This is a genomic window from Mesorhizobium sp. M4B.F.Ca.ET.017.02.2.1, from assembly GCF_003998955.1.
GTDB lineage: Bacteria > Pseudomonadota > Alphaproteobacteria > Rhizobiales > Rhizobiaceae > Mesorhizobium > Mesorhizobium abyssinicae.
In genome coordinates this window covers 1-17,093 of sequence record NZ_RZOF01000001.1, presented here as the reverse complement: position 1 = coordinate 17,093, position 17,093 = coordinate 1, and the positions used below count along the sequence as shown (strand labels likewise).

14 protein-coding genes are annotated in these 17,093 nt (G+C 58.8%); 6 read left to right on the top strand and 8 right to left on the bottom strand.

Features of this window, described 5'->3' with window-relative positions; genetic code table 11:
- Positions 1 to 2: 2 nt before the first annotated feature.
- The 5 genes from EN738_RS00070 to EN738_RS00050 all read right to left on the bottom strand — a co-directional run bounded on the left by EN738_RS00070 (position 3) and on the right by EN738_RS00050 (position 8,590).
- On the bottom strand, positions 3 to 2,150 hold the full coding sequence (locus EN738_RS00070; protein WP_127281907.1) for a DEAD/DEAH box helicase family protein: 2,148 nt from the start codon (positions 2,148 to 2,150) through the stop codon (positions 3 to 5).
- Between the two features lie 168 nt (positions 2,151 to 2,318).
- Positions 2,319 to 3,164: a phosphoadenosine phosphosulfate reductase family protein gene (locus EN738_RS00065; RefSeq protein WP_127281906.1), complete on the bottom strand. Its 846-nt coding sequence runs from the start codon at positions 3,162 to 3,164 to the stop codon at positions 2,319 to 2,321.
- Positions 3,161 to 6,490: an ATP-binding protein gene (locus EN738_RS00060; RefSeq protein ID WP_127281905.1), complete on the bottom strand. Its 3,330-nt coding sequence runs from the start codon at positions 6,488 to 6,490 to the stop codon at positions 3,161 to 3,163. The genes EN738_RS00065 and EN738_RS00060 overlap by 4 nt, the downstream gene beginning before the upstream one ends.
- A complete protein-coding gene (locus EN738_RS00055; protein ID WP_127281904.1) occupies positions 6,487 to 7,416 on the bottom strand; it encodes a DUF4007 family protein in 930 nt (309 codons plus the stop codon). The genes EN738_RS00060 and EN738_RS00055 overlap by 4 nt, the downstream gene beginning before the upstream one ends.
- 37 nt (positions 7,417 to 7,453) lie before the next feature.
- Complete coding sequence (locus EN738_RS00050) at positions 7,454 to 8,590, bottom strand: cysteine desulfurase family protein (protein ID WP_189605665.1); 1,137 nt, start codon at positions 8,588 to 8,590, stop codon at positions 7,454 to 7,456.
- Positions 8,591 to 8,939: 349 nt separating this feature from the next.
- On the opposite strand from EN738_RS00050, the gene EN738_RS00045 reads away from it, so the two are divergent.
- Together EN738_RS00045 and EN738_RS00040 are read left to right on the top strand one after the other, a co-directional pair.
- Positions 8,940 to 9,338, top strand: coding sequence for a hypothetical protein (locus EN738_RS00045; protein WP_127281902.1), 399 nt, complete (start codon positions 8,940 to 8,942; stop codon positions 9,336 to 9,338).
- Positions 9,339 to 9,697: 359 nt separating this feature from the next.
- Complete coding sequence (locus tag EN738_RS00040) at positions 9,698 to 11,866, top strand: ParB/RepB/Spo0J family partition protein (RefSeq protein ID WP_127281901.1); 2,169 nt, start codon at positions 9,698 to 9,700, stop codon at positions 11,864 to 11,866.
- Between the two features lie 234 nt (positions 11,867 to 12,100).
- Here EN738_RS00040 and EN738_RS00035 read toward each other — a convergent pair whose 3' ends face one another.
- Positions 12,101 to 12,385 (bottom strand): HU family DNA-binding protein, encoded by a 285-nt coding sequence (locus EN738_RS00035; RefSeq protein WP_127281900.1) that lies wholly within the window; start codon positions 12,383 to 12,385, stop codon positions 12,101 to 12,103.
- Positions 12,386 to 13,217: 832 nt separating this feature from the next.
- Between EN738_RS00035 and EN738_RS00030 the strand changes: the two genes are divergently transcribed.
- Positions 13,218 to 13,529: a DUF736 domain-containing protein gene (locus EN738_RS00030; protein WP_127281899.1), complete on the top strand. Its 312-nt coding sequence runs from the start codon at positions 13,218 to 13,220 to the stop codon at positions 13,527 to 13,529.
- A gap of 94 nt (positions 13,530 to 13,623) precedes the next feature.
- Here the strand turns inward: EN738_RS00030 and EN738_RS00025 are convergent, their stop codons facing one another.
- Positions 13,624 to 14,151, bottom strand: a complete 528-nt coding sequence (locus EN738_RS00025; RefSeq protein WP_127281983.1) for a MucR family transcriptional regulator — start codon at positions 14,149 to 14,151, stop codon at positions 13,624 to 13,626.
- A 407-nt stretch (positions 14,152 to 14,558) separates the two neighbouring features.
- Here EN738_RS00025 and EN738_RS00020 point away from each other — a divergent pair, with 407 nt between their 5' ends.
- Positions 14,559 to 15,767: a DUF932 domain-containing protein gene (locus EN738_RS00020; protein WP_127281898.1), complete on the top strand. Its 1,209-nt coding sequence runs from the start codon at positions 14,559 to 14,561 to the stop codon at positions 15,765 to 15,767.
- 169 nt (positions 15,768 to 15,936) lie between these two features.
- On the opposite strand, the gene EN738_RS00015 is transcribed toward EN738_RS00020, so the two are convergent.
- Entirely contained in the window at positions 15,937 to 16,197 is a 261-nt protein-coding gene (locus tag EN738_RS00015) for a helix-turn-helix transcriptional regulator (protein ID WP_127281897.1), read from the bottom strand.
- A gap of 119 nt (positions 16,198 to 16,316) precedes the next feature.
- On the opposite strand from EN738_RS00015, the gene EN738_RS00010 reads away from it, so the two are divergent.
- Complete coding sequence (locus EN738_RS00010; protein WP_127281896.1) at positions 16,317 to 16,595, top strand: DUF2285 domain-containing protein; 279 nt, start codon at positions 16,317 to 16,319, stop codon at positions 16,593 to 16,595.
- Between the two features lie 141 nt (positions 16,596 to 16,736).
- The gene (locus EN738_RS00005) at positions 16,737 to 17,090 is read left to right on the top strand and encodes a DUF6499 domain-containing protein (RefSeq protein ID WP_127281895.1); all 354 of its coding nucleotides are present in this window, start codon (positions 16,737 to 16,739) and stop codon (positions 17,088 to 17,090) included.
- Positions 17,091 to 17,093 lie beyond the last annotated feature (3 nt).

Genomic DNA, 17,093 nt, shown 5'->3' with positions numbered 1-17,093 from the left:
CCTTAAGATAAGTCGAACGCATATTCTTGGAGTTGCTCCAATGCTGGAATTGGGCCATCGGCGGCTCCGAAATTCCTGGCCAATCGGGCAAACTCCTGCACCCGTTTCAATTCTCCTCGTGCCAGCTGCTTGGCATCGTCATCCCCCAATAGGTCCGCGGGCGGCATCGCTACGAAATCGTGAATAATAGCGTGACTTTTGCCGACGGCATCACATTTTCGAAGAAGTCTACCGCGGCGTTGGACCCATTGTCGTTCGACAGTATTACTCGCCAAAATATAGGCGCGCTTAATCTGAGGAACATTTACACCCTCGTCCAGGACTCGCTTTGCAGTCAAGACCTGCAAACCACCGGACTGGAAGTCGGCAAGTATCGTGGCTGTGCGCTTGCGGTCGCGGGTTTCCTCCGAGGTCAGTTGATGGAATAGCACTCCTCGATCGCGCAGGATGCGATTGACATCTTGTAGTTGCCTGGGGGCCTTGTCGGTGGCATAGATTAGCTCGTAGTTCAGATCACCCGGACGGGTCCGATCCAGAAGTTCCTCTAGTTCGGCTAATTTGTTCGATGCAACCTCCACGATCAAACGCCGTTTTCGGATGAGATTGTCGAGTTGCGGATCACTGATGCCGGCGCTGAGCTTCCACGCCAACCTTCTTATCTGATCAGAAAGGGCTGCGAAATCGTTCATTTCGTCGTCTGTCAATGAGACGCGGTGAACGTAGTAGTCGTATGGCACGAGGCAAACCCCGATCGCCTGCTCCAACGTGAATTCGAAGCAGGGTCGCCCGAAGTAGTCGAAGAGCTTGTCTGTTCCGTCAGGGTCGTATTGGCGGACTGGAGTTGCTGAGAGGCCAAGGCGATAGTCAAAGAATGTAGGTTGATGGGCTAGGAAGCCCGCGCTGCCAAGGTTATGCACTTCATCGGCGACTAGTACTCTGCCGGCGGGTATACGGGCGATCTGCGACTGGAACTCAGGATCAGTCAGAATGTCATGACTGACAACCAAGACCTCTACCTGCGAGAGCTTGAGCTTTAGGCTACGGCCTGCTTCGCCAATTTGCCGCCGTCGCTCGGCCGGGCCGCTTCCGTCCGAAAGATTGCGCGAGGTCACGCCAAAAAGCGCAACCTCATCGCACCATTGCATTACGAGAGGAACGTATGGAGCTGCGATGACGATGAGTAGTTGCCCCACGACTTCGTGCAGTTTGTAACACGCTATGAGCGAGGTCAGCGTCTTGCCCGAACCCGTGGCCATTGCAAGAATACCACGGTTATCGGCACCTCTCCACGCTCTCACGGCCTCACCTTGGTGCTTGAAAGCACCAGTTTCGTATTCCAGCCAATCCGGGATGTGGAACCCAACCTTCTGTGCGACGGCAATCCGTCCGTTCGGCGGAATGGCAATATCGACCACCCGCTTGGCCCTAGCCCACAGGTCTTCTGCATCTTCCTCCGTTGGCTGCCGACCGTTGCCGTAATCAGACAGCAACTTCTCCTCAATGGCGGCCGGCAAGCGGACCACGAGACAATCTGGGTCATCACCGCGCCAAACGGCTTCGAATTCGCGCCTGACGCGCTGTTCGGTCTTGTCCTGGGTATCATCCATCCAAGCGCGAGCGAGAGCGACCTGCTCACGATTTCGTCGTAGCGCGGCACCTGTCAGATTGCTCGATCCGTGGAATACGATCCGCAACTGGTCGACACCGAGCAACCAGACCTTGGGATGGAATAGCCCGTCCTTTTGGATCGCCACTCTGAAATCGAGCCGTTTCTGTCTGATCAGCCAGGCGAGGCAGGCTAGCGTATGGCGAGCAAGGTCGTCTGCTTCCGGCACACCGTCCTGGAATAACCGCTCGGCTACACTCTCGGCAGACAGCAAGCCCTCCCGCAACGCCTGTTGGTCGCGTTCGGAAACGTATGGGCTCACAAGAAGCCTCACCGGCTTGTCGGAATTGCGGAGAAAGGAAGCCAAGCCAGGACCTATCTCGGCGAGGGAGGAACTTGCGAAGAACCCCATCATGCAGTCGAAATAGTCACTTTGTGCGATGGCGGGTACCAAGGCCCCTAGCAAGTCATCACCCGGGAGGAAAAAAATTGGGTCCGCCTTTTCGAGAAGCCGGATTACCGACGATACGTCTGTCTTGCTCACCTAGTAAGGTCCCTCGTCGGGGGAATGTTGCGGTTCGGCTCTCTTACAATGATGCAACTAAAGCTGCCGTCAATTCGTCGTCGCAGAACAATCAAATCGATAAGTATGAAGAAAACACTCCACCGCGTGCGACACCACGTGGGCCGACGGAATGCATGACCGGCAGCCCTACTTATGGCAGATCACGCAGCCGGCTGACGCCTCATCAATGCCGTACACGTCATCAATCGAGGGAGCCTGATCGCCGGCCAAAGGATTCGCACGACGCCGAGACAATAGCCGGGCACGTCGGACCTCGAATTCCCTTTCGATCTGGTCAACTCTTTCAGGCCGGCTGAGTTCGTCCAAATCTTCGCCTTGGCTCCACGTAAAAGGTGAGCCATGGTCCCGCGCAGTCTTTTCATACCCCTTGGCATCTTCGAATGCCTCTGGGTGGACACGCATAAGTCGGACCCATTCGATCTTCTGCTGAAAAAAGCAGAACGTGCAGCCAGAGCGGGTTCGCCACCGATAATATTCAGGTTCACCCAATCCCGCACTTTCTAAGGTTTCGATCACCCCAGCGCGATTGACGCCATCTTCGCGTAGCGGAAAGTGGACCTGCATGTTGCCATGGGTTGCCTGGTAACCCTCACGACTAGGCTCGTCGGCACGAATAGCCACGTATGAATGGATGATGACGCCATCATCGAGATCTTTGCGCAACCATTGTTCTAGTGGTCGTAGCTTCAACTGACGAGTGCACCACCGCGTCTTCGGGGAAGGTAAGAAGTGATTGTATTCTTTGAGCCAGAAATCGAAATCTCGATCGGGATTGAGCCGCGTAATGGGCTTGCCCAGAAAGCCCTCTAGCTTGTCGAGGAACGAATAGACTTCCGCCAATTCCTTCCCGGTATCGGTGAAGAAGTACTCTAAATCGATGTTGGGACGGGTCTGGCGCATGTGTACAGCGAGGGCAGCGCTATCGCGCCCTCCTGAAATTCCAAGAATATGACGCTCGCGAACTTGGGTCATATCTGCTCCAATTCCTGTCCCGCCGACAGCCGCTCGACGATCCTCGCCAAAGCGGTGAGTGACACTGCAGATCGCAGTTCCTTCTTTTTCAGCTGCTCGAATAGCTCTGTCGCTATGTCGTCGGCGTGAGCGAATTCTTCCTCGGATACGTGGAAGGCATGGAAGAGCGGCTTCTCAGTTGGATCCAAGCCGATCATCACCGAAATGGCCTTGGCCGTGGGAGCCCGTCCTTTAATGCGGGCATACGCCTCAGCATCCCGGAACCGATGAGCTAGTTTCGCCATCTCAAACATGGCCTGTTCCTGTTCTCGATCCGACCAGTTACGCGGCGGCTTGTGCACGAGCAGACTTGCAAGACCCTCAATATCGCCATCTCCGCCCTCGAAACCACCGGCCCGCATAATAAACGCCTCAAGCCGCAGTTCGCCCGAAATACCGGCTGCGGTTGAAGCTCGAAAACCGATGCCTTCAAAGGTCGCAGGATCTACACTCAGATGCTCGGCGAGCCGGCACTTGATCTCGTGTAGCATTGCCGGATAGACCGTCTCGGCTTTAAGCAGCGACGCGGTAACTGCGACTGCGGGGTCGGTTTCGCCCTGCAGCACCGATTTGAGGTCAGAGAACAACAGGACTTCCGGATCACTCGCTTTGAGAACCACATCGCGGACTTTCCGGACCTTCTCTTCGAGGTGAGCAGTACGCTGCGACCAGAGTGGTAGCGCATGGAAGCGCTGGAAGAGAGCGGACGCGACGGGAAGAGCGTTCGCTTCGACGACTTTATCATTGGTGGACAGCAATGCCGCCAGCTGATGGATGAATTGCTCATCGCGCTTCGAGCGGGAGATACGGCGGAACTCGACAGCCGATGCGTCCTGCAACAAACGATCGGCAACCACATCATCAATCAGGGCCTGATAAAGCCCGTCGACATAGACAGCTACGAGTGTACGGTTTGCCAGCAGGTAAGCTAACGCCAGCATCGGCATGACGCCGCGCTTGATGCCGAACGGCCGAGCGGCCCACAGGTCGAACAATTCGCCGAGGTTTACCCTCTCTTCTTTCAACAGTCTCCAAGCGGGCTGTAAGCTCTTGCCGGCGCCTTCTTCATCAGGGTCCGTGAACCGCCATTCGCCGTTATCATCCTTGCGATGCAGTCCTAGCGGCGCCAAGACCGTCAGATAATGGCCGCGCTCGACCGGGTAGTTCTCGATACCAAGATCTTCGATGTTGGACTTAGCCACCATGGCATGGAGGATTGCTCGAAGCCCCGCCATTGCACTCGATGATGGTTTGTCGCGATAGAGAAGTTCTGACTGGATCACCGGCGCACTATGATAAGCGCTCGCGCAGAGCGCCGAAGCAACCACAGTAAGGCCTTTTCCATCGAGCGCCTGTTCCCGCTTGTCGAACGCCCACCAACGCGAAGAGAAGAACGCCTCCATCAGCTCGCTGCGAACGGCGTCAGTGATCTGCGCGCGCCGAGCTGTTAATTCGCGACGAGCGATGCGATCGCCTTCGAGCCGAGGATGCGATGCTTCGATCTGATCGATCGCACAGAGATCGGTCGCGTGATCGCGCAGCAAATAGACGCGGTTTGTTGCTGCCACAGCGCCGAGCACACCTGCGTCTTTCAATTCGCGGCTCAGGATTCTGGCTGCTAGCTCGAGCTTCGCGTCAAACGATCGTGCGTCCGGCATCAACAAGACAAGGATTCCTGAAGAGCTACGCTTTCGTTTCGCCAACGCAGCAGCTGTTTTTTTGGCCCACGCCGCAGGATTGACCGGCACTTCGCCGGCGAATTGCAAAAGGACGTCGAAGACCCGGAGGGCACCAGTCTCGAAGTAATGGCTTTTCGCCGCAATCGGACCAACACCTAGGCGGGATGGTAGATCGGCCAGAACTTCAGCGTCGAGCTTAAGTCCAATCTTGGCCATGGCATCATCAAGGTCGAAATCACTGCCGGCAAATAGCGCGTAACCACCGAGACGTGGCTGGCGGATCAAGATTGCTCGGTTGACCAGGTCATCGAGCGTCTTAGTGATTTGGCCGATGCTGACGGCTGGCGCGCAAAGCGCAAGAATGTCGTCGGCAACAGCCAGGCCCGATCCGTTTCGGAAAAGTTCGATGATCGCCGCCGACTTCGTCAGTCGCGCAGCCACAGAGCCCTGCAGCGTAGCGCGCTCCACCGCTTCGATGGCTAAGGTCATCCGGTTGCCATCAGGTCCGACGGACAGTGCCGTGCCAAAGTTGGCAACGAGATAGTCCCACAGTTGGTCGGGACCATAGAGGGATGCGTCTCCGACATCGGTCTGTGCCAAGTGGGCTTGGAAACCATGCGGCTCCGCCGATGACAGAAATCCGAAGACGCTGCGCTCGTTCTGCGCGAAACGCTGACGCGACATAGGTCCAAGCAGTAGCGCCGACACTGGATGTAGGGGCCATGCGTCCGCCAGCACGTTGGTCAGTAAGGCGATATCGACAGGCCGTCGTTTCGATATCGCCAGCGCAGTTTTCGATGCAAGGCCGCGTGCTTCTGCGGGGGTCTCATCGGCGTGGATCGCTCGAGCGAGCAGGGCCGCCACTTCGTCTGCTTGAGCCACGAACGGCACATTTTGAAAGCGTCCTTGGACCTTGGCCCACTCATCGCGAGCACTACGGTTCAGACGGCCGGCATACTGCTCAAATGATTGATGTAAAATGCCGACGACCACCAGCCGACCTTCAGACCGAGCGGCGCGCTCGGCAAGATCCTGCAGAATGTGGACGTCGCCTCCATCGCCCATCGCGTGCTCAAGAAATTTTCCAAGTTCGTCAATGACGATCAGCAGCCCGCCTTTCGAACGCGCACGGCTTTCCAGCTCGTCGATCAGGATTCTATCGTCGGCGACAGCGGCCCCCTTGATTTCTTCTGACCAGTCGAAGGTTTCAGCGGCCGCATCGGCTAGGGCGTTCGAAAGGCTGGTGCGACGGCCGGTCAGGGCCAAAATGCCCCAAGACTTTCCGCGACCAACGAAGGCCGCAGAAAATTCACCAGCTAACTCCTCTCCGACAATTTCTTCCGCCAGCGCTCGCTGTTTCTTGTTGCCCCCCACCAGGTTCGCGACAAGTAAGGCAGCGCAAGACTTTCCCCCACCGTAGGGGCCAGTCCACGTGAATGCATACTGTGAGCCCTCGGCAATTCCGTCCAGCATAGCCTCGAGCGATTTGCGAACGCTTGACTGCAAGACGTAACCCGTCAGCGGCGGAGTACCGTTGAGATCCGTATCCAGTCGTGCAGATAGCGCAAACCGACGCTCGACCCTGACGATTTCGGAGAGTTTGCTCATGCAGCCCTTCGTCTATCGTAGCTTGACGTGATCAGTTTAGTTTCGTCGATTGTGGCGAAATCCCCGTTCAACGCCACCTGCCGAAGGCCGGCGGTGTCAGTCCAGACCATCTTACCATCGGTAACATCGCCAATTCGCATGAGTCGGATGACCAGACTATCCTCATCGAGCTTGAAGATACGGCCAGGGGAGCCGGGTCCATACTGAGCTTGCTCCACAGATAGCGTCGGCGACAGCGCGTGATTGCGCTCCCAATAGCGCTTCAGGACGAGTGCGAAAACACCGTCCGACAGCGTATTCTTCGGTCCGCGAACAAATTCGAGCTGACCACTCGACTTGAGTTCGCGCAGCAGGCCGAGTTCGACGAGGAGCGGCTCGGACGCATCCTCGCCGCTGTCACTGCCGCGAACAGCATAACTACGAACAAAGACCTCAACGTCGCGCTTCAGAGTTTCAGCCGTTGCACGGCCGCCGCGGGCGTTGACAATCGAAGCCATTGCCTGAACAAGGTCATCACGCGTGAAAGCGATCTGATTGATGCGGTTGAACGCATAATAGAACGTGGTCGCCACGTCTGGTGCAGAAACGAGCTGAGCATGGACTAGCCACAGCGTCGAGTGCTGCTCGAGATAGGGGTCAAGCCCGGCATCCTCAAAGATTAGCCGACCGAATTCCGTCGCTTTTAGGCGGGTTTCATCATCCACAATGATGGCGGTGGCGAGCGCCCAATGGCGCATGGCCAAAGCCATATTCTTTCCCACGCCGAAGCGAGCAATTGCGCTTTGTTCGTGAAATGTTCTACGGTCAACGCCATCGAGCCCCGAAGCAACGTCGAACGCCTTCTTGAGCCAAAGCAAGCGTAAGGGGAACGTCTCATGGCCGGAGACACGAATCTGAATTGCGGGATCAAACAGGTCGTTCGTCATAACGGGATGCTACTGGAGACCTCCGCCAGTGGCAACCTCAATCACGGATACTCTCCGATAAGATTCTAGCGGCTTCAATCACTTCGTGCTGCGTGTTGAAGCGTGAGCAGTAGATTCTGACAGTTTCGGACGCCTCTTGGGTCGTATACCCCATTGCTGACAGCACATGCGACTCGTTGATCTGGCCACTATTGCAAGCAGATCCTTCAGAAATGGCCAGTCGATGACCAGCCCTTCCAATAATTGACATGGCGTTTTGTCCCGGGAACCTTATGCTGATGCTGCCGGGGACTCGGATGGTTTCGGGTACATTCTCAAGAAACTTCGTCTGTAGGAGCCGCAGTTCGTCCAAGAGTGAGGCCGCCAGTCCGGCCGCGTGCGCACAGTCCACGATGAGACGTTCCCTGGCAACCCTTGCCGCCACTCCGAATCCCACCACCAATGGGGTCGGTACGGTCCCCGGCCGAAGTCCGCTCTCTTGGCCGCCGCCGAATTGCACGGGCAGGGGCCGCAGCGACGATGCCGACGATATGAACAGCGCCCCGATACCCATTGGGCCGTACACCTTATGCGACGAAATGCTGGCTAGGTCAAAATCGGTAAAGCCGAGCGGCAGCTTGCCGACGGCTTGGGCCGCGTCGACGTGGACGAGGGCGCCGGCGGCGCGGGCAAGCTCAACCACGCGAGCAATCGGCTGGATTGAGCCGACCTCATTGTTGACCGCCATGACCGAAACCATAAGGGTCTGATCGTCAATAAGTCCGGCAAGCCGCTCCAAATCGACTAGGCCTTGCCGAGTAACCGGCGCCTCGACCACCTGGAAGCCAAGGCCCTTGAGCGACGCGGCTGACGCCAATACGCTCTTGTGCTCGATTGCCGACACGATGATCCGTCGCCGATCGAACCCGCTTTCAAGGGCTGCAAAGGCGGTGCCGCGGATCGCGATGTTATTGGCCTCGGTTGCGCCAGACGTGAAGACGAGTTCTTGTGAATCGGCTGATATCAACTCGGCAAGTTCGGCCCGGGCTGACTCTACGGCTTGCGATGCCAGCATTCCGCGAAAATGAGGCGAATGCGGATTGCCAGTCTGCGCGTGCCACCACGGCGTCATCGCCTCTAGTGCCTCTGGCGCAAGCGGCGTGGTGGAGTGGCCGTCGAGGTAGATTTGGTTCACAATCCCAGCTCATTTTCAGAATAGCGGATAACGGTAGCCCGAATCGGTTCGGATTCGAAGCGCCACACACAAGAGGACCTCGCTACCGTAGACAATAGGCAATTAGAGCGGGAGTGCGGGTTATTTAGTAAAATACCTCAGTCACTCAGTGAAAACGAACCCAAACAATCGAGGAGACAAAGAGGCAGCTATCACTTGCGGTCCCAGATGGGTCGAGCGACCTGCTGGCTCAACGAACAATGTCGATGGAAGGTCCATGAACGAGCGAGGCGAACCAGTATCTCGAGTCGCAGAGGGTAGTGTAAAGCTATCCGACATTTACCGGGAGCAATACGCACATTTCCGGTCGATGAATGACATCCTCTATAAAATTCCGCCGCTTTTCACCGTGGCACTCGGTGGATTGTGGTATTTCGCCACTTCGCAAATGCGGGCTGACAAAGCGATCGCTATTGGCGTCTTTGTCTTCAGCGCAATTCTGAGCCTGGCATTTATAAATATTATGGGGCGGTTTGGGCGCGCCTTTAATGGATACCTTGATAACCTAAACCGACTCGATGGAGACTACAAAGTCACAATCAAGCCATCGAAATTCCCATCAACTGTAAAGACAATCCAGCATCTTCTCTGGGTAGGCACCGTGATATCGCTAGTTGGCGCTGGTTATGCAGCCGCGTCGAGTTCCGCGATCCCTCAAGCGCCGCCAATTCCAACTGCCCATGCTCTGGCCCCGGCCGGTCCGCCCTGAGACTGTCGTTTCCGCGCGGTTACGGCCGTCCAGGCTCAAGCAACCCTCCTCGGCGTCAACTTCGAAGGGTGAGGATCGGGCGATAGCAAACCAGCCTATAGAACGTACACGCTTCAAAAAGGGGAGAGATGGTCTTGGCCATCTCTCCCCCCGCCAATGCCGCCTGCGCGAGAGCGGGGCCGCCCGCTCGCAAGGCGGCTTATAGCCGTCATCTTCGGTCCTGAACCATCCACCCCGCTCGACGCGCAGCCCAGCCCTGCTCGCCGGCAATGGCCCCCCTCTCTGCCGCGCGCTCACGCGCCCCCGGGAGGCATGTCGGGGACATGCCTCCGGCATTTACGAGAGAAAGGATCAGGACAATGGCAAGGACATCGAAGAGGACGAAGATCGCCACGGTGCCGGTGGCGGATCAGGTGGAAGCGGTTGGCGCTTCCGCGAACGCTGAGACGGCTGCGGTTCCGGAGAGCGGCACGGAGGTTTTCATTCCGCTCGACAAGCTGAAGAAGTCGCCCCGCAATGCGCGGAAAACGCCGCACAGCGAGGCGATCATCGAAGCCTATGCGGCAAGCATCGCCGCCAAGGGCATCCTGCAAAACCTCGTGGTGGAACCAGAGCTTGACGGCGACGGAGCGGAAACCGGCTTCTATTTCGTCAGCATTGGCGAAGGCCGCAGGCTGGCGCAATTGCTCCGGGTAAAACGCAAGGAAATCAAGAAGACCGAACCGATCCGCTGCGTCATCGACGCCAGGAACGATCCCTTCGAAATCAGCCTTGACGAGAACATCCCCCGCGAGGACATGCACCCCGCCGATCAGTTCGAGGCGTTCCGTCGCCTCAACGAGGAAAACGGATGGGGTGCAGAGGAAATCGCCGCCCGCTTCGGCGTCACCCCTCACGTCGTGCGGCAGCGTCTGCGGCTGGGCTCGGTCAGCCCGAAGCTTGTTCAGGTTTATCGCGATGGCGATCTGACGCTCGACCAGTTGATGGCCTTCGCCATCACTGAGGATCACGCGCGCCAGGAACAGGTCTATGAACACCTGACTTACAATCGCGAACCCTACATCATTCGACGTGAATTGACGCGGACGCATGTTGCGGCGACCGACCGCCGCGCCATGTTCATCGGCGCGGAGGCCTATGTCGAGGCCGGCGGCATGATCATCCGCGACCTGTTCACCGATGATCGAGGCGGCTTCTATGACGACCCGGCCTTGCTTGACCGCATGGTCATTGAGAAGCTGGAAGGGATCGCGGAGAGCGTCAGGCAAAGCGAAGGCTGGAAATGGGCGGACGTTCACATCGACTATCCGCATGCCCATGGCCTACGCCGAACCTATTCGCGGCCGGTCGCCTTGTCCGAGGAAGACGAAGCCGCCTACGCGGCGGCGTCCGAAGCGCTCGACCGGCTGACGGCGGAATGGGACGGCGCCGAGGAATTGCCCGACGACACCGCCCGGCGCTTCGGTGAGCTTGAGGCCGAGATCGAGCGCAACGACGCGCTACGCAATGCCTACGATTCCTGCGATATCGCGCGTGGCGGCATGTTCGTCGTCCTGTCTCATGATGGAGCCCCCCGCATCGAGCGCGGTTTCATCCGCGCCGAGGACGAGCTACCCGAGAAGGAAGCGGAAACCGGCGCCGACGGCGTTGGCAATGACGTCAACGAAGATGGCGAGATCATCGAAGTTGGCGCAGGGGCGGCCCCTGATATCGGAGGCGACGAAGATGCGGAAGACGACGGCAAACCACTGTCTGATCTTCTCATCCGCGACCTGACCGCTCACCGTACGCTCGGCCTTCGCCTTGCCCTTGGGGAGCAGCCCGACACTGCATTGCTTGCAGTGGCGCATGCGCTTGCCGCGCAGACCTTCTATCAGGGCGCGGAAGCACACTGCCTCGAAATCCGGCCGACCAGCGCCTACCTTGCCGGTCACGCGGATGGCATCGAGGATACAGCAGCAGGCAAGGCGCTGGCGGATCGTCATGCGGGATGGGCAGCGGACATGCCGGGCGACGTGGCCGACCTGTGGGACTTTATTGCCTCGCTCGACCACGCCAGCATCATGGCGCTGTTCGCACATTGCGCCTCGCTCACGGTCAACGCCGTGAAACAGCCTTGGGAGCGCAAGCCGCGCGCCCATGAGACAGCGGACAGGCTGGCAACGGCGGTCGCACTCGACATGACAGCGCATTGGCGGCCCACGGCGCGCACCTATTTCGGGCGGATCACCAAGGCGCATATCGCTGGCGCCGTGCGGGAGGCCGTCAGCGATGAGGCAGCCGAGCGGCTTCTTACGATGAAGAAGCAGCCGATGGCGGAAGCCGCCGAGCAACTGCTTGCCGGGACTGGCTGGCTCCCGAGCCTGTTGCGAACCTCGGAGCCTCAAGCACAGGCGAGATCGCAGGACGAGGCCGCCGACCCGATAATGGAACAGGGCGAGGCGGTTGCGCCCTCCGGAGAAGCGGACTTGTCCGATGCTGGTGATGCGGCCGACGAAGGCGAACAACTCCATATTGCAGCCGAATAAGTTGCAGCCGGAGTCGTTTCGACGGCTCTGGCACTTCTTCCATTGATCGACTAAAATTTTCGGCCGCGCTGATCAGCGCGGCCGAGACCTCGAGAGCACGACATCGGCAATTCAACGCAAGCGTGGAGAGCCGCAGGCTCGATGCACCCCCATTTTTGACTTGTCGCCGCCCGACGAAAACCTGACTGGTTGCATGTCGCTATGGCCGACGGTCCCCCGCCCTTGGGGCGCGCGTCAGCCGTTGTTCACAGTGTCCTTGAGAGCCTTGGCGGGCTGGAACACCAGCTTCTTCGATGCGGCGATCTTGATTGTGGCGCCGGTCGACGGATTGCGTCCCTCGCGCGCCGGCTTGTTCTGAACCTTGAATTTGCCGAAGCCATTCAGAGACACTTCCTCGCCCTTGGCGGCAGCCTCGGTAATTCCTTTCAGCACGTCCTCGACCGCAGTCTTAGCCTGTGCCTTCGACAGGCCGTGCGCAGTAGCAAGACGCTCCGCCAGGTCATTGGTGTTTACAGCCATCTTCCATCCCCTCCGTTGTTGATTGGAACGTTCGCCTTATTGCACAGCTCTAGGGAAGTCAGGAATACCGCTTTTGCGGGTTATTTTTGACTTTGGCTCTCGATGGTCGTCCTTTGGATACGGCGACGACAGGAGCCGGGATTCTCACCCATGTCACGCTTGAATCCGATGATGCTACCGGCGCCAGACCTTCGCCAAAGAGCCCCGCAAGGCAACGAGGCATGTGATGGCGCCGTAGCATCTGGCAGCGCGACAAGAGATCAGGATTTTCAGTGGATCTTCCGCCTGCGGTTTCGACTGTGCCTGCGATGTACCGCCGGGAAATTGACCTTTTTCGGCATGGTAGGTGAGTGCGGACGACTCACCTTGTGCGCATTTTCCATGTCGCCCGAACTCGGCGGCGGTTCGAGGCGAGAAGCAAGGAAGCCTGACCGATTTTGTTGGTCGCGTGCAGGTGGGCGGTGGTTCTCCCTCGGTTGGCGCGTCGACTGTCTGGCAGGCCGTCAGAGGCCATTTAGCTCGGTCGAAAAGCTCTTTGACCGATCGCCATGCGGTCATCCTTTTCGTCTGGCAGGCCCGCCACTGCGGCCTCGGATGGATTGGGTCTGACCGAAGACCAGCTTCGCCTCGATCGTCTTCTCGCAACGTCCGCCGCAGGCTTTTTTCCGCCGCCGGCCTGCGGCCGACTTTGCATCGCGAGACAAAAAAGCCAGCCGTCGGCCGTCCTCCACTTCGTTTCGGCACCTTCGGGTGCGGACCGATCGTCTCCGGTCTCACGACCACCATCGAGGCCGCGATGGGCGCGGCCCGATCAGCAGAAGGAAACACCGCAATGGCTACGATCGGCACTTTCTCCCGCACCGCCAAGGGCTTCAAGGGCTCCGTCAAGACCCTCAACCTCAACGTCAAGGCCGTCGACTTCGTCCCCGCCGAGGGCGACAACGAAAAGGGTCCGGACTACCGCATCTTCGCCGGCGCAACCGAGTTCGGTGCGGCATGGAAGAAGACCTCGCGCGAAGGCCGCGACTACCACTCCGTCAAGCTTGACGATCCGAGCTTCCCCGCTCCGATCTACGCCAGCCTGGTCGAGACCGAAACCGAGGGCGAGTTCTCGCTCATCTGGTCCCGCCGCGCCGCCGAGTGAGCTCGGTCCAAAAAGCAGAAGCCCCGTCCGCCGACGGGGCTTTCGTTTGCTCATGTCTGCCGCCGCGCCGAACAGCAAACCGCTGGATGCGGGGTCAGGCCTTGGCGGCAACTTTGCGCGTTTTCTTCGCCGGAGACTTCGTGGTCGCTGCAGCTGTTGCCGCCGCGGCAACGCGAGGCGTCCGTTTCGGCGCCGTGACCCGAGCGGGCTTTGCTGTCGTTGGCTTGCGACCGAGCCCAGCCGCCTTCGCCAAGGCGGAGCGGGTGGCGGCGTAGTTCGGCGCGACCATGGGATAGTCGGCTGGCAGGTTCCACTTCTGCCGATATTCATCAGGGCTTAGATTGTAGTGCGTGGTGAGATGCCGCTTCAACGATTTGAACTTCTTCCCGTCCTCCAGGCAGATGATGTAGTCCGCCGTCACAGATCTCCTGATCGACACTGCCGGCTCCTGCTTGACCACAGGTTCTGCTGCAGCGGTGCCAATCCCCCGAAGAGCCGCATGGGTGTCCCCGATCAGCTTCGGCAGTTCTGCCACCGGCACCGGATTGTTCGACACATAGGCGGAAACGATATCAGCTGCGAGTGACACAAGATCGGCGTTATCCTGAGGCTGATCAGACATGGTGTTGGTGCTTTCCCTCTTGATTGATTTGTGCATGGACCTGCTATTTGTGCAGATTGAGCGATAGATCAAGAAAATAATGAATTCTTTTCTGAACCAGCACGAATGTTTGTGCAATTAGTGCCCCATCAATGTTCTGATCGACAGCGCACAAGTTCCGATCTTTTCCAGGGAAGCGAGGAGACTTTCCCCTCGCTTCCCCGCCAATGCCGTCTTTGCAGAGCAGGGCCGCCGGCTCGCAAGGCGGGCGACTAAGGCAAACCTCACGATCATTCCATCCGCCCCGCTCGACCGTGCAGCCCGGCTCCGCGCGTCGGCATTGGCCCCCATCACTCCCGCGCGCTCGCGCGCCCCCGGAAGGCATGCCGCAGGACATGCCTTCGGCTTTGACAAAAGGAGTGACCGCAATGAACATCACCACGACAATCAACAGCGCCGACAACGACCAGCAGACCGCTTCCGCCGGCTTCCGCGTCGACATCTCGCGCGGCAAGCGCATTGGCCGGGTTTCGTCGGAATGGTTTTCGCGTCCCGACGATGAGCGCTATCTGTCCCTGACCGAGCTTTACGACGCCGTGCGCGCACGCGCTGATCGTGCGGCAACCCGCACCGTTGAAACCCGCGCCGTCCGCGTGGAGGCAAGCCGGGAAAACGCGGAGCGGCTTTCGCTTCTCGTCACAGGTCAGGAGCAGCCGATTGCGCCCACGCATTGGAGCTTTGGCCAGCTGTGCAGCCTTGTCGGTGCGCCTGCCACCTACATGCGCCAGCTTCCCGCGCCCCTCGCCGGCATCAATCTGCAGCATGGCCTGCTGTCGCATCGCGCCGAGCTGCTCAAAACGCTGGAGGCGGAAGACGGACGCATCGAACTTCGCGCCGTGACCGGGCCGGACTATGGCCGCATCTGGGACCACGAACTTGTGGCCGCCGTCATGAAGATCGCCGGCAATGGTACCGGCGACGCCATGTGGAAAGTCCCAGGTGTGCTGGATTGGGCGACAATGACGCATAATCCATTTGTGGACATCACGAAGGACACCACCACCCTTTACGCCAGCGACCGAGACGTGTTCCTGTTTCTGGTCGACGACACACATCCAATCGAGGCCGGGCGCCTGCCGAATGGGGAGCCGGATTTGTATTTCCGTGGGTTCTATTGCTGGAATTCGGAAGTCGGCTCAAAGACGCTGGGCATTGCGAGTTTCTATCTCCGCGCCGTGTGCATGAACCGCAACCTCTGGGGTGTCGAAGGTTTTGAGGAAATCAGCATCCGGCATTCGAAGTTCGCCGCGCAGCGTTTCGCCCATGAGGCCGCACCCGCATTGACGAGTTTTGCCAACTCCTCGCCGGCGCCGTTCATCGCCGGCATCAAGGCCGCCCGTGAAAGGATCGTCGCCCACAGCGATGACGACCGCGAAACCTTCCTGCGCAAGCGTGGTTTCTCCAAGGCCGAGACCGGCAAGATCATCGAGGCCGTCTTGCAGGAGGAGGGCAGGCCGCCAGAAAGCATCTTCGATTTCGTGCAAGGCATGACTGCCCATGCGCGAACCAAGTCCCATCAGGACAGCCGTCTTGAGCTTGAGGGAAAGGCGAAAGCGTTGCTTGAAAAGGCGGCTTGACCGCCACGAACTGCACGGCCGGACATCCGGCCGTGCAGATGTCCCCGGAATTTTCATAGACTCGTGCACCCGACCAACCCGTTCGCGCATATGGCCGCCGCTCGCCGGGCTCCGCCCGGCTCGCGATGCGACTTCAGTCAGGTTTACGAAGAAAGCAAGATTTGCAACGTCACCGGTTCCTTGCCTTCGTGTTTCGAACCGACATGACCTGACTCAGTACCTCATGCGGATCGAAGTCGATCGTTTCAGCGAGATCGAGGAACTCGACAACGTCAATTCGTCTGCCTCCGGATTCGATGGCTGCGACGACTGACTGATAACGATCTATCGCTTTAGCCAAATCGGCCTGGCTCAAACCAGCTTCCTTACGCTTGTCGACGATCAATTGGACAAGACGCACATGTCGAGGCGAGCGAAGCGTTTTCTGCATGATTTGCCGGTCCTTGACGAAGCCGGCAGATCAATTAAATGGAAATTCCGATAACCAGAAAAACTGATAATCTGGTTTAAGTTGAGCGTCGCTAGCTCTTAGTCTGAAGGTCAATCGCTATGCTCAAACCGTTGCTCGATCCTGGTGTGGCCGACGTTGCGCCGGATTCCACGGTCCTGACCGGCTACGACGAGGAGCGCCTGCTCACTTACATTCGCCTTCTCGACGCGGCAGCCGAAAACGCTGATTGGCGCGAGGTCGCGAGGATCGTCCTCCACATTGATCCTGCGAAAGAACCAGAGCGGGCTTTCAAGGCATGGGAAACCCATCTTGCCCGCGCCCGATGGATGACGACCAACGGTTACAAATATCTCCTGGCCGGCGGCGCCCCACACTGAGCGGCACCGCCGGCGTTTCGGGGCTGTGCTGGATCAGCAAACCGGTTTGGCGAATCTCTGACTACCCAAGCCAACCGCCGCTTCGGATGCTGACTCCGAGGCTCGCGACCAACTGCGGGCATCGGATGAAGGACCGTTGCCATGTCGCGAAGCGATTGGACCGATCCGGCGGCGTACGGGCACATGCGTGGCTATCAAGCCGCGGAATTCGCCGCCGAATATCTGATCCGCAACGACGGTTTCGTTGCCGAAGCTGACCGGTTCGCGGCGGGTGAAGCCGTGCCTGGAGAATTGATCGGCTCGCCAGATTTCGCCGCTCGATGGGGCGCGCGATTTCATCGGGGCTGGCGACGAACCTCTGTCATCCAAGCACATCGCCTGGACCGAACAAGCTTCGCCTCGGGTTCTTCGCGCGACAAAGCTCCGCGCTTCGACGGACACTTCGCGGCCGGTCATCCAACTTGCCAATCTCGATGCCGCTCGCATATGGGCTGAGAC

What these genes read in the sequence shown, in the direction of transcription:
- EN738_RS00065 (WP_127281906.1), bottom strand. Translation starts at nt 3,164, where the DNA reads ATGACCCAAGTTCGCGAGCGTCATATTCTTGGAATTTCAGGAGGGCGC.
- EN738_RS00060 (WP_127281905.1), bottom strand. Translation starts at nt 6,490, where the DNA reads ATGAGCAAACTCTCCGAAATCGTCAGGGTCGAGCGTCGGTTTGCGCTA.
- EN738_RS00055 (WP_127281904.1), bottom strand. Translation starts at nt 7,416, where the DNA reads ATGACGAACGACCTGTTTGATCCCGCAATTCAGATTCGTGTCTCCGGC.
- EN738_RS00045 (WP_127281902.1), top strand. Translation starts at nt 8,940, where the DNA reads ATGAATGACATCCTCTATAAAATTCCGCCGCTTTTCACCGTGGCACTC.
- EN738_RS00040 (WP_127281901.1), top strand. Translation starts at nt 9,698, where the DNA reads ATGGCAAGGACATCGAAGAGGACGAAGATCGCCACGGTGCCGGTGGCG.
- EN738_RS00035 (WP_127281900.1), bottom strand. Translation starts at nt 12,385, where the DNA reads ATGGCTGTAAACACCAATGACCTGGCGGAGCGTCTTGCTACTGCGCAC.
- EN738_RS00030 (WP_127281899.1), top strand. Translation starts at nt 13,218, where the DNA reads ATGGCTACGATCGGCACTTTCTCCCGCACCGCCAAGGGCTTCAAGGGC.
- EN738_RS00025 (WP_127281983.1), bottom strand. Translation starts at nt 14,151, where the DNA reads ATGTCTGATCAGCCTCAGGATAACGCCGATCTTGTGTCACTCGCAGCT.
- EN738_RS00020 (WP_127281898.1), top strand. Translation starts at nt 14,559, where the DNA reads ATGAACATCACCACGACAATCAACAGCGCCGACAACGACCAGCAGACC.
- EN738_RS00015 (WP_127281897.1), bottom strand. Translation starts at nt 16,197, where the DNA reads ATGCAGAAAACGCTTCGCTCGCCTCGACATGTGCGTCTTGTCCAATTG.
- EN738_RS00010 (WP_127281896.1), top strand. Translation starts at nt 16,317, where the DNA reads ATGCTCAAACCGTTGCTCGATCCTGGTGTGGCCGACGTTGCGCCGGAT.
- EN738_RS00005 (WP_127281895.1), top strand. Translation starts at nt 16,737, where the DNA reads ATGTCGCGAAGCGATTGGACCGATCCGGCGGCGTACGGGCACATGCGT.